Origin of the sequence: Burkholderia pyrrocinia, assembly GCF_018417535.1 — a bacterium.
GTDB classification, from domain to species: Bacteria; Pseudomonadota; Gammaproteobacteria; order Burkholderiales; family Burkholderiaceae; genus Burkholderia; species Burkholderia pyrrocinia_E.
Window position 1 is genome coordinate 804,622 of the sequence record NZ_CP070977.1, and the last position, 14,407, is coordinate 819,028.

The window sequence follows — 14,407 nt, forward strand, 5'->3', positions numbered from 1 at the left end:
CGGTTTCCCTAACCATGAAGATTCAACTGAAATTTTTTGCAAGCGTACGAGAAGCGCTGGGCGTCGCCGACGAGCAGGCCGACGTGCCGGACAGCGTCACGACCGTCGGCGACGTGCGTGCGTGGCTGCGCGTGCGCGGCGGTGCATGGGCCGAGACGCTCGCCGAAGGGCGCGCATTGCGCATGGCATGCAACCATGAGATGACCGATCCCGACACGCGACTCACCGAAGGTTGCGAGGTCGCGTTCTTTCCGCCGGTGACGGGCGGTTGAGCTTTGCATGGGACCGGGTGTGAAGCATGGGGCTGGATAAGTGCTGAAGCGCCAACTCCGGTCGACCGCGAAGCATGGGACCAGAGTAAGCGCTGAAGCGCTAACAGCTTTGCATGGGACCGGACTAAGCGCTGAAGCGCCAAGTCCGGTCGACATCTGGTCGACCGCGAAGCATGAGACCAGAGTAAGCGCTGAAGCGCTAACTCTGGTCGACAGAGGCAGATGATGGCAACGATACGAATCCAGACCGACGACTTCGATCTGAACGCCGAAGTCGTAGCATTGCGCGCACGCAACCCGAAGATCGGCGCGCTCGCGTGCTTCGTCGGCACCGTACGCGACCTGAACGAAGGCGATTCGGTTGCCGCGATGGAGCTCGAGCACTATCCGGGGATGACCGAAAAGGCGCTCGAGAAGATCGCCGCCGAGGCCGGCCGGCGCTGGCCGGGCATCGACGTCGCGATCGTGCATCGCGTCGGCAAGCTCCTGCCGCTCGACCAGATCGTAATGGTGGCGACGGTTGCCGCGCACCGCGGCGATGCGTTCGCGTCGTGCGAGTTCGTGATGGACTACCTGAAGACCGAAGCGCCGTTCTGGAAGAAGGAAACGACGCCGGACGGCGAGCGCTGGGTCGACGCGCGCAGCACCGACGATGCCGCGCTCGCGCGCTGGGGCGTCGAATCGGGCAATACGCCGCGCTGAGCACGGCGTCAGCACGATGCGGCGATGTGCTGCAGGTGCGCGATCGTCGCGCGTGATGTGTACGCGTTACGCGTCCGGATCGGCACTGCGCCCGATGATCTTCGTCGGAAACGGCTCGCCGCTGGCGCGCGACGGCAACGTGTGCGGATCGTCACCCGCATCGCGGCGGCGCGGCGCAATCGCATCGAGCAGCGCCTGCTGCTCGGGCGGAATCTGATAGTCCCAGCCGAACCGGCTCAACTGCAGGCTCTGCGCGATCCGCAGCGCGGGTTCCATGAAGCGGATCGCCGCGGGCGGCGCGTAGCGCGCGTCGACGGTCTTCAGGAACAGCGACAGCCAGCGGCTGAAATGGGCCGGCTCGATCCCGTCGAGCGGCTGGTGCGCCTGCTGCACGTTGCCGCGATAGCCCTTGGTGCCGAGCACGAGGCTCGACCAGAACGTGACCATCTTCGGCAGATGGTCGCCCCAGCGGCCGGCCAATTTCGCGTCGAACACGGGCCCGAGCAGCGGATCGGCGCGCACGCGGTCGTAGAACGCGTAGACGAGATCGCGGATGTTGTCTTCGGTCGGCTCGGCATCGCGAGGGCGGGCCGGTGCGGTTTCGGGCGAGGCGGGCAGGGCGGTCATGGCAAAAGGGCCGGAAGATCGGGGCGAAAAGCGGAGCGGCGGTGCGGGCGACAGGCAGGACGCCGGCAGGATTTTGACGCAAAATAGCGTCCACCAACCCCTGAAAAACGTGTAGATGCCACGCATCTTATTGCGCGCACGCGATCCCGGCAACCCACCGTCGCGGAACGGGGCCGCCGGCTGGCCCGGCGTGCGTTCCGGTCGGCTCGACTCACGTAATCGGGGCACGATCGATCCTTTCCGTATTCGCCCATGAGACTCACCGACTACACCGACTATTCGCTGCGCGTGATGCTGTACCTTGCCGTGCGGGGCGAGGGGCTCGCGACGATCCAGGAGATCTCGGACGCCTACGGCATCTCGAAGAACCATCTGATGAAAGTCGTGCAGCAGCTCGGCGAGCTGGGATGGGTCGACACGGTCCGAGGCCGCAATGGCGGGCTGCGGCTGTTCGCGGAATCGCTGCTGCTGACGGTCGGCCAGGTCGTGCGTGCGACCGAGAGCGACTTCGCGCTGGTCGGCTGCTTTTCGACCGACGGTAGCGAGTCGCGCGGCTGCGTGATCGAACCGCAGTGCCGCCTGAAGGGGGTGCTGGCGGCCGCGCGCGATGCGTTCTTCGCCGAGCTCGACCGCCACACGCTCGGCGAGCTGGTCGAACCCGCGTCGCCGCTCATGGCATTGCTCGGCATCCGTCCGGTCACGCTCTCGCGCGCCGCGCCGTCACCGGACGAATCGCCTGAGCCTGTCGAGCCGCCATCGACTGCCGGCTGACACGCGGCGCCGCGTCCCGCCCCCCGGCTGCGGCATTGCCATCCAGCGATTTTTTGCGCTGAATCAACCCGAATTTCGCTTGAAAGCCGCATAACCATCCTCATCTTGGTGTTAATCGAAAATTGGAGGTCTCGACTAAATGAGAATCGACAAGCTCACCACCAAGTTCCAGGAAGCACTCGCGGACGCGCAAAGCCTTGCGGCAGGCCGCGACAATCAATACATCGAACCCGTTCACGTACTGGCCGCGCTGGTCGCGCAGCACGACGGTTCCGCCCGCTCGCTGATGTCGCGCGCGGGCGTTCACATCCAGGCGCTGCAAGGCGCGCTGAACGAAGTGATCTCGCGCCTGCCGCAAGTCACGGGCACGGGCGGCGACATCCAGATCGGCCGTGAGTTGGCCGGGCTGCTGAACCAGGCCGACAAGGAAGCGCAGAAGCTCAACGACACGTTCATCGCGAGCGAGATGTTCCTGCTCGCCGTGTCCGACGACAAGGGCGAAGCCGGCAAGCTCGCGCGCCAGCACGGCCTCACGCGCAAGGCGCTCGAAGCCGCGATCGCTGCAGTACGCGGCGGCTCGCAGGTGCATAGCCAGGACGCCGAAAGCCAGCGCGAGGCGCTGAAGAAGTACACGGTCGACCTGACCGAGCGCGCCCGTTCGGGCAAGCTCGATCCGGTGATCGGCCGCGACGATGAAATCCGCCGTTCGATCCAGATCCTGCAGCGCCGCACGAAGAACAACCCGGTGCTGATCGGCGAGCCGGGCGTCGGCAAGACCGCGATCGTCGAAGGGCTCGCGCAGCGGATCGTCAACGGCGAAGTGCCCGAGACGCTGAAGGGCAAGCGCGTGCTGTCGCTCGACATGGCCGCACTGCTCGCGGGCGCGAAGTACCGCGGCGAGTTCGAGGAGCGCCTGAAGGCCGTGCTCAACGACATCGCGAAGGACGAAGGCCAGACGATCGTCTTCATCGACGAAATCCATACGATGGTCGGTGCGGGCAAGGCCGAAGGCGCGATGGATGCGGGCAACATGCTGAAGCCGGCGCTGTCGCGCGGCGAGCTGCACTGCATCGGCGCGACCACGCTCGACGAATACCGCAAGTACATCGAGAAGGACGCCGCGCTCGAGCGCCGCTTCCAGAAGGTGCTCGTCGACGAGCCGAGCGTCGAGGCGACGATCGCGATCCTGCGCGGGCTGCAGGAGAAGTACGAACTGCACCACGGCGTCGACATCACCGACCCGGCGATCGTCGCCGCGGCCGAGCTGTCGCACCGCTACATCACCGACCGCTTCCTGCCCGACAAGGCGATCGACCTGATCGACGAAGCCGCTTCGAAGATCAAGATGGAAATCGATTCGAAGCCCGAAGAGATGGACAAGCTCGACCGCCGGCTGATCCAGTTGAAGATCGAGCGCGAAGCCGTGAAAAAGGAGCAGGACGAAGCGTCGCAGAAGCGCCTGCAACTGATCGAGGAAGAGATCGACCGCCTCGGCCGCGAGTATGCGGACCTCGAGGAGATCTGGACCGCCGAGAAGGCCGCGGTGCAGGGCAGCGCGCAGCTCAAGGAAGAGATCGAGAAGGTGCGGGCGGACATCGTGCGGCTGCAGCGTGACGGCAAGCTGGAGAAGGTTGCCGAGCTGCAGTACGGCAAGCTGCCGCAGCTCGAGGCGCAACTGAAGCATGTCACGCAGGCCGAAGAGCAGGAGCAGCACAACCCGACGCGTCCGCGCCTGCTGCGCACGCAGGTCGGCGCCGAGGAAATCGCGGAAGTCGTGTCGCGTTCGACGGGGATTCCCGTGTCGCGGATGATGCAGGGCGAACGCGAGAAGCTGCTGCACATCGAGGAAAAGCTGCATGAGCGCGTGGTCGGCCAGCACGAGGCGATCGGCGCGGTGGCCGACGCGATCCGCCGTTCGCGCGCGGGTCTCGCCGATCCGAACCGTCCGTACGGCTCGTTCCTGTTCCTCGGGCCGACGGGTGTCGGCAAGACCGAGCTGTGCAAGGCGCTGGCGTCGTTCCTGTTCGATTCGGAAGAGCACCTGATCCGCATCGACATGAGCGAGTTCATGGAGAAGCACAGCGTCGCGCGGCTGATCGGCGCGCCGCCCGGCTATGTCGGCTACGAGGAAGGCGGCTACCTGACGGAAGCCGTGCGCCGCAAGCCGTATAGCGTGATCCTGCTCGACGAGATCGAGAAGGCGCATCCGGACGTGTTCAACGTGCTGCTGCAGGTGCTCGACGACGGTCGCATGACCGACGGGCAGGGGCGCACGGTCGACTTCAAGAACACGGTGATCGTGATGACGTCGAACCTCGGCTCGCAGGTGATCCAGGCCATGACGGGTTCGCCGCAGGACGAGATCAAGGACGCGGTGTGGCTCGAGGTGAAGCAGCATTTCCGCCCCGAGTTCCTGAACCGGATCGACGACGTCGTCGTGTTCCACGCGCTCGATCGCAGCAACATCGAGTCGATCGCGAGGATCCAGCTTGCGCGTCTGCACGACCGGCTCGAGAAGCTCGACATGGCGCTCGACGTGTCGGAAGCGGCGCTCGAGCAGATCGCGAAGGTCGGCTACGATCCGCTGTTCGGTGCGCGGCCGCTGAAGCGCGCGATCCAGCAGGAGATCGAGAACCCGGTCGCGAAGCTCATCCTCGCGGGCCGCTTCGGTCCGAAGGACGTGATTCCGGTCGACGTCAACGACGGCAAGTTCGTGTTCGACCGCGTCGTTCACTGATCGCAGGCCATCGGCCGCCGCCCGGTTCGCGCCGGGCGCGCAAAAACAAACACCCCGCCTCGGCGGGGTGTTTGCTTATGGAGCGGCCGAACGGACCGCTGTGCGGCGCGCGCTTAGCCCTGCTTGTTGCCGCCGAACATGCCTGCGAGCTGCGACAGCGAGCCGAGCACGTTCGACGGGTCGACCTGGGCCTGGCCATCGGCCGGCACCGCGCCGTCCGGCGTCGCGTGGTTGACGACGTGCGGCAGCACCTGCGCGAGGACGGTCGATGCCATCGACGGGTCGACGCCGAACTTGCTTGCCAGCGCACCGATCGCGTCCGAGCCGAGCACGTTCTGCAGCGCGTCCGGCGAGATCGGCTGGTTCTGGCCGGTGCCGACCCACGAGCCGATGATGTCGCCGGCGCCGCCTGCCTTGAACTTCTCGATCAGGCCGTTCAGGCCGCCCGGCTGATTGTTGATGAATTCGAGCGCGGTCGTGATGAGCGCGCTTTGCGAGTTGCCGCCGGCCTGGCCGCCGATCAGACCGCCGACGATGTCGAGGAGACCCATGGTTCTTCACCTTTACTGAGAAGGGCGCCGTGACGACGGCGCCCGTTGAACGAATGCCGCGCACACGCCATCGCGCGCGCAGCGCATATCAGGCGCCCGACGCCGCGGCGGCGGAGGCTGCCTTGTCCTTCTTGCTCTTTTTCTTCGAACCCTTCGTCGCCTTCGCGGACGACGCTGCGGCCGGTGCGCTCGCACCCGCGTCGGCGGATGCCGCTGCGGCCGCTGCCGCCTTTTCCTTCTTCGACGCGCGCTTGGCCTTGGCCGGCTTCGCCGCCGCATCCGGTGCGCTTGCCGCCGGGGCCGGTGCTGGTGCCGCAGCCGTCGTGCCGGCCGTCGCGGTCGTGGACGTCGGCGCGGTGCCTGCCGACGGAGTGGCCGACGTCGTTGCGGCCGGCTTCGACAGCTTCACGCCCTTCGGCGGGGTCGACGAGCCGCCGATCGTCAGGCCGTTTTCCTCGAGATGCCCGACCGATTTCGTGCCGAGGCCCTTCACGCGGTTCGCCAGATCGTCGGCGTCCTTGAACGGGCCGTTCTTGGTGCGTTCGTCGATGATCGCCTTAGACTTCACGGGCCCGAGACCCTTCACGGATTCGAGCGCGGCCTGGTCAGCCGAGTTGACTTCGACGGCCGCGGCAAAGCCTGCGGCGAGCGACAGCGATAGCGCGACGAACAGCATCAGCAGCTTTTTCAGCATGGCAAAGGCTCCCTGGTTCTGACGGATGAATGGCTGTTGCAACGGACGGCGGGGCGAGACCTGGCCGGGCGCCGCCGTTAAGCATAGGACAAACGCGTGCCCTTTTTAAGACAGGCTGACCGAATCTTGCAGAAGGCTTGCGTCGCTGTAAAGTCGGAAACCCGCGCCGGCGGCGATTTTGACCATTGTTTACGGTGTCGCGGGGGTGTCGCGCGTTGTCGCCGCACTGGCCGTACGACAGGGCTTGACTTAGAGTGAACTCTAACTCCTAACCTTGTTCCTGCCATGTCGAAAACCGTATCCCAACCTTCCGCCGCCGGTCCGCTGACGATCGGGCAAGTCGCCGAGCTGACGGGCGTGTCGACGCATACGTTGCGGTATTACGAGCAGGCCGGCCTGCTGCGCGCAATTTCGCGCACGGCGGCCGGGCACCGGCTCTATGCGCCGGCCGACCTTGACTGGCTGGCGTTCGTGATGCGCCTGAAGGCGACCGGCATGCCGATCGCGCAGATGCAGCAGTTCGCGGCGCTGCGCGCGCAAGGCGAGCCGACGTTCGGCGCGCGGCGCAGGTTGCTGGTTGCGCATCGCGACGCGGTGCGCGCGCATATCGCGGAGCTGCAGGCGAGTCTCGACGCGATCAGCGACAAGATCGCGTACTACGAGGCGCAGGAGCGCGATACGGAACGGCGGGCGACCTCTTCTCACTCTCCATCGGAACAGGACGGACACAATGGAACAACTGATTGAAGACCGTTATACGCGCGGCTGGAACAAACTGAAGGAAATCGACGGCGAAGTGGGCGAACGCGTGATCGCGGCGCTTGCGCCGATCGCGCCGGACTTCGGGCGACTGTTGGTCGAGTTCGGTTTCGGCGATATCTACTGCCGGCCGCAGCTCGACCTGAAAGCGCGCGAGATCGCGACGATCGCGGCGTTGGCCGCGCTCGGCAACGCGCAGCCGCAACTGAAGGTGCACATCGAGGCCGCGCTGAACGTCGGCTGCACGCGCGACGAGATCGTCGAGGTGTTCATGCAGATGGCCGTCTACGCGGGTTTCCCGGCCGCGCTCAACGCGCTGTTCGCCGCGCACGAGGTGTTTGCGCGGCATGACGAAGCGGCCGGTGAGGCCGGGAACGCAAGCGAAGCGGCTGCGCAGGCCGCATGATGGCGGTCGCGCCGGTGCGTCACGCGCGGTGCGGCGCGACGATCCGGTGCTTGGCGATGCGCCGGTACAGCGTCGCGCGCGAGATGCCGAGCGCGTGCGCGGTCGCGTCCGGCCGCCAGCGGTGCGCGGTGAGCGCCGCGACGATGCGCCCGCGCTCGTCGTCGGGCAGTGCGCCGGCCGGGGCGGCGCCGAGCTGCGCGGCAATGTCGGCCGGCAGGTCGCGCCGCGTCACGCGCGCGGCGTCGCACACCGCGCACGCATAGCGCAGCACGTTGCGCAGTTGCCGTACGTTGCCGGGCCACGCGTACGCGGCGAGCTGTTCGGCGAGCGTCGTGTCGAGCGTGAGCACGTGGCCGGTCGCCTGCGCTTCCTCGGCGAACACGGCGGCAATCACGTCGCGCACGTCCGCGCGCTCGCGCAGCGGCGGCAGTTCGAACGTCGCGCCGCTCAGCCGGTAGTACAGGTCCTCGCGGAACGTGCCGTCGGCCACCATTCGAGCGAGATCGCGGTGCGTCGCGCAGATCACGTCGAGATCGACGCGCACCGGCGTGTCGCTGCCGAGCGGCACGACCTCGCCGTCGGCGAGCACGCGCAACAGGCGTGTCTGCAGCGCAAGCGGCATATCGCCGATTTCGTCGAGGAACAGCGTGCCGCCGTCGGCGAGCGCGATCTTGCCGCGCGCGCCGTGCTTGCGCGCGCCGGTGAACGCGCCGGCCGCATACCCGAACAGTTCGCTCTCGATCAGCGCTTCCGGCAACGCACCGCAGTTGACGGCGACGAACGGCCGCGCGCGCCGCGCACCGGCGTCGTGGATCGCGCGCGCGAACACTTCCTTGCCCGCACCGGTTTCGCCGAGCACGAGAATCGGCAGGCGCTTGCTCGCGACACGCAGCGCGAGTTCGGCCTGTTGCGCGATGTGTGCGTCGCTGCTGTGCAGGAACGGCGTCAGCGCGCCGACGTGGCGTGGCGCGGTGCCCGCGCGACGCGATACCGTGCCGGGCTCGCGGCCGGCGCGCCGTAGCGGCGCACGCAGCCGCGCATAGAGCGGTGCGCCGGTCGCGCGCAGCCGCAGCGCGACGATCGTGTCGAGCCGCGCGGCATCGCGCAGCGGCATCTCGGTCGCATCGAAGATCTCGTCGATATGGCGCGGTTCGCGCAGTGCCGGCAGCGCGTCGCGCGCCTGCCGGTTCGCGGCGACGATATTGCCGCATTCGTCGAACGCGATCAGCCACTCGGGTTGCGCTTCGACGTAGTGACGGTTCGGATGCCCGAACAAGATCCAGTGCTGCGCGGTGCTGTGTACGAAGTAGCCGTCCTCGATCAACGCCGCGCTCTGCCGCACGAGCTGGTAGACGAGGCGCTGGCTGTCGCGGCCGTCGGGCGAATGCACGGCCGACGCGTCGAGCACGCCGATCAGTTCGCCGCGCGGCGAGAAGATCGGCGCCGCGCTGCAGGTGAGCGTCGTGAACGCCGCGCGAAAGTGATCGGTCTTGTGCACGGTGATCGGCGCGAGATCGGTCAGCACGCTCGCGACGCCGCACGTCCCTTCCTCGCTTTCGGACCAGCACGAGCCGATGTGCAGCCCCGCATGGCGGAAATCGTTGCGGCGCTCGCGATCGATCCGGTAGTCGATCGTCACGCCGTGCGCGTCGGTCAGCATCACGCAGTAGTCGGCGACGCGGATCATGTCGTGCAGCCGCGTCAGGCATTGGCCCGACGCGCGCAGGAAGGCCTCCTCCTTGTCGCGCACTTCGCGCAGCTCGGCCGCGGTCAACACGCGCGGGCCGATCGACGAAGCGGGGTCGAGACAGTAGCGCTCAAGCGAACGTTGCCACGACGACACGAGGCGCGCGGAATCGGCCGGCGCGGGCAGGCGTCCGGCGAGCGCGCCGAGCACACGGTCGGCGTGCTGGGCCTGGGGGACGGCGTAGGGCATGGTCGGCTCCGGTTCCGTACGGCGGGGAATTCGATGCTCTTGTAGCACATCCGGTCCGACGGATCACATTGCAACGCAGCACGCGGTACGCGTGAGACGTTCGTCTCACTCGTCTCTTGCCCGGTCTCGCGCAATTGAGACGCCCGCATGCGTGGCGCACGGCGGTTGTCCGGCTTGTCGCGGCATGCGCTACGCCGCGTCAACGCAGGGTTTGCGGGCAAGGCGGCACGCTTGCGCAGGCGCCACGACGATCGCGTCGTCGCATCGACGACGTGAGACGCACCGACGAATTCGCCACGCGCTGCGTCGTCACGATCGCGAATTCAAAACACGTGCATGCCCGCCGCGCCAGCGTGCGCGCGGGTTTCACGGTCATCGCACACACGGTGGCACGCCGCTTGCAGAGATCACGGGCAAGTCCGGCGCGGTCGCGTCGGCGACGACGATCCGCAGCCCGTCGATGGCCGCGGACGAAACAGACAGGACCGGAGAGGACGCCAATGCGCCCATGCCGGTCCACCGGATGGAGACAAACCCGTGACGACGCCCGTTACCGTCGGTGTGATCGCGAACCCCGCATCGGGGCGCGACATCCGCCGCCTCACGACGCATGCATCCGTGTTTCCGACGGCGGAGAAGGCGAACATGATCGTGCGCCTGCTGGCCGGCCTCGGCGCGATGGGCGTCGAGCGCGTGCTGACGCTGCGCGACCGGACGGGCATCGCGACGCTGCTGCTGCGCGCACTCGACACGCATCGCGCGGTCGCGTCGCACGAGCGCTGGCCCGAGGTCGAGTTCGTCGACCTGCCGATCACCGACACCGTTGCCGACACACAGGCCGGCGCCGCGTACCTGCGCCGGATGGAAGTCGCGCTGATCGTCGTGCTCGGCGGCGACGGCACCCATCGCGCGGTGGCCGCGCATTGCGGCGCGACGCCGCTCGTCGCGCTGTCCACCGGCACCAATAACGCCTTTCCCGAACATCGCGAGGCGACCGTCGCAGGCATCGCGGCAGGACTCGCCGCGACCGGCGCCGTGCCGGCCGAAGTCGCGTTCACGCGCAACAAGCGGCTCGTCGTGCGCTGCGTGGCAGGCGCACAGCCGGGGCGCGAGGAGATTGCGCTCGTCGACGTGTGCGCGGCGCGACAGCGCTTCATCGGCGCTCGCGCGATTTCCGGGCCCGACGACATCGACTCGCTCTACCTGACGTTCGCGGAACCGGACGGTATCGGCTTGTCCGCGCTCGGCGGCGCATGGGCGCCGCTCGAACGCAGCGCGCCGCACGGGCTCGCAATGCGCTTCGCGGACGACGGCACGACGGCCGGCACGCCGCTCGTCGCGCCGATTGCGCCGGGCCGTGTCGACCGCGTCGTGATGCGCAGTTGCGAGCGGCTCGAACCGGGCGCGTGGCAGACGATCCCGTTCGAGCGCGGCACGCTCGCGTTCGACGGCGAACGCGAGATCGAGGTTGCGCGCGGCGATCGCTACGAGATTTCGCTCGACTGGCGCGGGCCGCTTACCGTCGACGTCGGCCGCACGCTGCGCTACGCGTCTTCGCGGCAATTGCTGCGCGACGCCGGCGCGTGGCGCGACTGAGCATCCGGGTTTCCGAACGACATTTCGACATCCATAACGATTATCAGGGAGATATCGATGGACAACGTGACCGGCCAGGCCGTGAACGTCGACGGCGGCTTCACGTTCCACTGACGGCCGCAGGCCGTGCAATCCGTCGCCACGGCACGGCCGCGGCGGCATTCGCAGTCAGACCTACCCAGGAGACACACATGACCGTTTCGACCCAGCTCAGCAGGGACAAGCTGCTGGACGCCTATCGGCTGATGCGCACGATCCGCGAATTCGAGGAGCGCCTGCACGTCGAATTCGCGACCGGCGAGATCCCCGGCTTCGTTCACCTGTACGCGGGCGAGGAGGCGTCCGCGGTCGGCACGATGCTGCACCTCGGCCTCGCCGACTACGTCGCGACCACGCACCGCGGCCACGGCCATTGCATCGCGAAGGGCGTCGACGTGCGCGGGATGATGGCCGAGATCTACGGCAAGAAGACGGGCGTCTGCCACGGCAAGGGCGGCTCGATGCACATCGCCGACCTGTCGATGGGGATGCTCGGCGCGAACGGGATCGTCGGCGCGGGCGGCCCGCTCGTGTGCGGCGCGGCGCTCGCGGCGAAGCACCGGAAGACCGGCGGCGTCGGCGTGTGCTTCTTCGGCGACGGAGCATCGAACCAGGGCGTGATCTTCGAATCGATGAATCTCGCGTCGGTGTGGCGGCTGCCTGCGATCTTCGTCGCCGAAAACAACGGCTATGCGGAAGCGACGTCGTCGAGCTGGTCGGTCGCGACCGACAACATCGCCGATCGCGCGAACGGGTTCGGGATGCCGGGCGTGATCGTCGACGGCTTCGACTTCTTCGCGGTGCACGAAGCGCTCGGCGAGGCCGTCGAGCGTGCGCGCCACGGTGGTGGCCCGACGCTCGTCGAGGTGAAGTTCACGCGCTACTTCGGCCATTTCGAAGGCGATGCGCAGACCTACCGCGCGCCCGGCGAGGTGCAGAAGCTGCGCGACGAAAAGGACTGCCTGAAGCATTTCGAAACGCGCGTCGTGCGCGCCGAAGCGCTGACGACCGCCGACCTGCGCGCGGTCGACGCCCAGGTGAAGGCGCTGATCGACGACGCGGTTGCGCAGGCGAAGGCCGCGCCGCTGCCCGACGCGGCCGACCTGCTGACCGACGTCTACGTGTCGTATCCGTGAGCGCGGCCTGACACCGCAGCCGGCACGGCGAACCGAACATTCCAGGAGACAGACATGGCAAGGAAGATCACTTATTCGCAGGCGATCAACGAGGCGCTTGCGCAGGAGATGGCGCGCGACGACAGCGTGATCGTGATCGGCGAGGACAATGCGGGCGGCGCGGGCGCGCCGGGCGAGGACGACGCGTGGGGCGGCGTGCTCGGCGTGACGAAAGGGCTGTTCCACAAGTTTCCGGGCCGCGTGCTCGATACGCCGCTGTCCGAAGGCGGCTACATCGGCGCGGCGGTCGGCGCGGCCGCGTGCGGGATGCGGCCTGTCGCGGAACTGATGTTCATCGACTTCATGGGCGTGTGCTTCGACCAGATCTTCAACCAGGCCGCGAAATTCCGCTACATGTTCGGCGGCAAGGCGGTGACGCCGGTCGTGATCCGCGCGATGTACGGCGCCGGGCTGCGCGCGGCCGCGCAGCACTCGCAGATGCTCACGTCGCTGTTCACGCACATCCCGGGGCTGAAGGTGGTGTGCCCGTCGACGCCGTACGACGCGAAGGGGCTGCTGATCCAGGCGATCCGCGACAACGATCCCGTGATCTTCCTCGAACACAAGCTGCTCTATACCCGCGAGGGCGACGTGCCTGAGGAATCCTATGCGATTCCGTTCGGCGAGGCGAACGTCATGCGCGACGGCGACGACGCGACGATCGTTACGTACGGGCGGATGGTGCATCTCGCGATGGATGCGGCCGCGAAGCTCGCGAAGGACGGCATCCAGGTCGACGTGATCGACCTGCGCACGACGTCGCCGCTCGACGAGGAAACGATCCTCGAAAGCGCGGAGCGCACCGGGCGCGTGGTGGTGGTCGACGAAGCGAACCCGCGCTGCTCGATCGCGACCGACATCGCCGCGCTCGTCGCGCAGCGCGCGTTCCATTCGCTGAAGGCGCCGATCGAGCTCGTGACCGCACCGCATACGCCCGCGCCGTTTGCGAGCGTGCTGGAAGACCTGTACATCCCGTCCGCCGATGCGATTGCGCAGGCGGTCCTGAAGACGAGGAGCTGACACGATGTCGATTCACATGATCACGATGCCCAAGTGGGGGCTGTCGATGGAGCAGGGGCAGGTCAACGGCTGGCTGAAGGCGATCGGCGAACGCGTGACGAAGGGCGACGAAGTGCTCGACGTCGAGACCGACAAGATCTCGTCGGGCGTCGAATGCGCGTTCGACGGCACGCTGCGCCGGCAGGTCGCACAGGAAGGCGAGACGCTGCCGGTCGGTGCACTGCTCGGCGTCGTCGCGGCCGCCGAGGCGAGCGATGCCGACATCGATGCGGCGATCGCCGAGTTCCAGCGCGATTTCGTGCCGAGCGCGGCATCCGACGAAGCCGCGGGCCCACAGCCCGAGAAAGCGCAGATCGGCGGCCGTACGGTACGTTTCCTGAAGCTCGGCGACGGGACGGGCACGCCCGCCGTGCTGATCCACGGCTTCGGCGGCGACCTGAACAACTGGTTGTTCAATCACGCGGACCTTGCCGCGCACCGGCCCGTGTGGGCACTCGATTTGCCCGGTCACGGCGAGTCGGGCAAGGCGGTCGACACCGGCAGCCTCGATGAACTGGCCGACGCGGTGCTCGCGCTGCTCGATGCGCAACACATCGACCGCGCGCACCTGATCGGCCATTCGATGGGCGGCGCGGTCGCGATGGCCGCGGCCGAACGCGCGCCGCAACGCGTCGCGTCGCTGACGCTGATCGCGAGCGCGGGGCTCGGCACCGACATCAACCGCGCGTATATCGACGGCTTCGTCGCCGGCAACAGCCGCAACACGCTGAAGCCGCACCTCGGCGCGCTGTTCGCGGACAACGCACTCGTGACGCGGCAACTCGTCGAGGATCTCGTCAAGTACAAGCGGCTCGAAGGCGTGCAGGCCGCGCTGGAGAAAATCGCGAACGCCGCGTTCGACGGCGCGGTGCAGCGGCGCGTGTTCCGTGCCCGCCTTGCGTCGCTCGCGCCGCGCACGCTCGTGATCTGGGGCGAGCGCGACCAGGTGATCCCCGCGCAGCACGCGCAGGGCTTGCCGGACGGCGTGCGTGCCGAGGTGATCGCCGGCAGCGGGCACATGGTGCAGATGGAGGCGGCCGCCGACGTGAACCGCCTGATCGCCGCATTTCTCGGAGACTGACG

Annotated in this window: 14 protein-coding genes; 10 read left to right on the forward strand and 4 right to left on the reverse strand. The window is 67.7% G+C overall.

The features are described from left to right. The first annotated feature begins 14 nt into the window (after positions 1–14). Complete coding sequence (gene moaD, locus JYG32_RS03830; protein WP_011352296.1) at positions 15–272, forward strand: molybdopterin converting factor subunit 1; 258 nt, start codon at positions 15–17, stop codon at positions 270–272. A gap of 225 nt (positions 273–497) precedes the next feature. Then, complete coding sequence (locus JYG32_RS03835) at positions 498–974, forward strand: molybdenum cofactor biosynthesis protein MoaE (protein WP_213264700.1); 477 nt, start codon at positions 498–500, stop codon at positions 972–974. A gap of 66 nt (positions 975–1,040) precedes the next feature. Here the strand turns inward: JYG32_RS03835 and JYG32_RS03840 are convergent, their stop codons facing one another. Then, the gene (locus JYG32_RS03840; protein WP_213264701.1) at positions 1,041–1,601 is read right to left on the reverse strand and encodes a group III truncated hemoglobin; all 561 of its coding nucleotides are present in this window, start codon (positions 1,599–1,601) and stop codon (positions 1,041–1,043) included. A gap of 252 nt (positions 1,602–1,853) precedes the next feature. On the opposite strand from JYG32_RS03840, the gene JYG32_RS03845 reads away from it, so the two are divergent. Both JYG32_RS03845 and clpB read left to right on the forward strand, forming a co-directional pair. After that, on the forward strand, positions 1,854–2,372 hold the full coding sequence (locus JYG32_RS03845; RefSeq protein WP_213264702.1) for an Rrf2 family transcriptional regulator: 519 nt from the start codon (positions 1,854–1,856) through the stop codon (positions 2,370–2,372). Between the two features lie 139 nt (positions 2,373–2,511). Then, the gene (gene clpB, locus JYG32_RS03850) at positions 2,512–5,109 is read left to right on the forward strand and encodes an ATP-dependent chaperone ClpB (protein ID WP_213264703.1); all 2,598 of its coding nucleotides are present in this window, start codon (positions 2,512–2,514) and stop codon (positions 5,107–5,109) included. 113 nt (positions 5,110–5,222) lie between these two features. Here clpB and JYG32_RS03855 read toward each other — a convergent pair whose 3' ends face one another. Continuing rightward, positions 5,223–5,660: a YidB family protein gene (locus JYG32_RS03855; RefSeq protein ID WP_047900861.1), complete on the reverse strand. Its 438-nt coding sequence runs from the start codon at positions 5,658–5,660 to the stop codon at positions 5,223–5,225. An 88-nt stretch (positions 5,661–5,748) separates the two neighbouring features. Continuing rightward, on the reverse strand, positions 5,749–6,354 hold the full coding sequence (locus JYG32_RS03860) for a ComEA family DNA-binding protein (protein ID WP_213264704.1): 606 nt from the start codon (positions 6,352–6,354) through the stop codon (positions 5,749–5,751). Between the two features lie 285 nt (positions 6,355–6,639). Here JYG32_RS03860 and JYG32_RS03865 point away from each other — a divergent pair, with 285 nt between their 5' ends. Further along, entirely contained in the window at positions 6,640–7,101 is a 462-nt protein-coding gene (locus tag JYG32_RS03865; protein WP_174382147.1) for a MerR family transcriptional regulator, read from the forward strand. Continuing rightward, complete coding sequence (locus tag JYG32_RS03870) at positions 7,085–7,519, forward strand: carboxymuconolactone decarboxylase family protein (RefSeq protein WP_213264705.1); 435 nt, start codon at positions 7,085–7,087, stop codon at positions 7,517–7,519. The genes JYG32_RS03865 and JYG32_RS03870 overlap by 17 nt, the downstream gene beginning before the upstream one ends. A gap of 19 nt (positions 7,520–7,538) precedes the next feature. On the opposite strand, the gene JYG32_RS03875 is transcribed toward JYG32_RS03870, so the two are convergent. Beyond that, a complete protein-coding gene (locus tag JYG32_RS03875; RefSeq protein ID WP_213264706.1) occupies positions 7,539–9,455 on the reverse strand; it encodes a sigma-54-dependent Fis family transcriptional regulator in 1,917 nt (638 codons plus the stop codon). A gap of 537 nt (positions 9,456–9,992) precedes the next feature. Here JYG32_RS03875 and JYG32_RS03880 point away from each other — a divergent pair. The 4 genes from JYG32_RS03880 to JYG32_RS03895 all read left to right on the forward strand — a co-directional run bounded on the left by JYG32_RS03880 (position 9,993) and on the right by JYG32_RS03895 (position 14,405). Further along, entirely contained in the window at positions 9,993–11,051 is a 1,059-nt protein-coding gene (locus tag JYG32_RS03880) for an ATP-NAD kinase family protein (protein WP_213264707.1), read from the forward strand. 191 nt (positions 11,052–11,242) lie between these two features. Beyond that, positions 11,243–12,226, forward strand: a complete 984-nt coding sequence (locus JYG32_RS03885; protein WP_213264708.1) for a thiamine pyrophosphate-dependent dehydrogenase E1 component subunit alpha — start codon at positions 11,243–11,245, stop codon at positions 12,224–12,226. Positions 12,227–12,280: 54 nt separating this feature from the next. Continuing rightward, a complete protein-coding gene (locus JYG32_RS03890) occupies positions 12,281–13,285 on the forward strand; it encodes an alpha-ketoacid dehydrogenase subunit beta (protein ID WP_213264709.1) in 1,005 nt (334 codons plus the stop codon). A gap of 4 nt (positions 13,286–13,289) precedes the next feature. Next, a complete protein-coding gene (locus JYG32_RS03895; protein ID WP_213264710.1) occupies positions 13,290–14,405 on the forward strand; it encodes an acetoin dehydrogenase dihydrolipoyllysine-residue acetyltransferase subunit in 1,116 nt (371 codons plus the stop codon). Positions 14,406–14,407 lie beyond the last annotated feature (2 nt).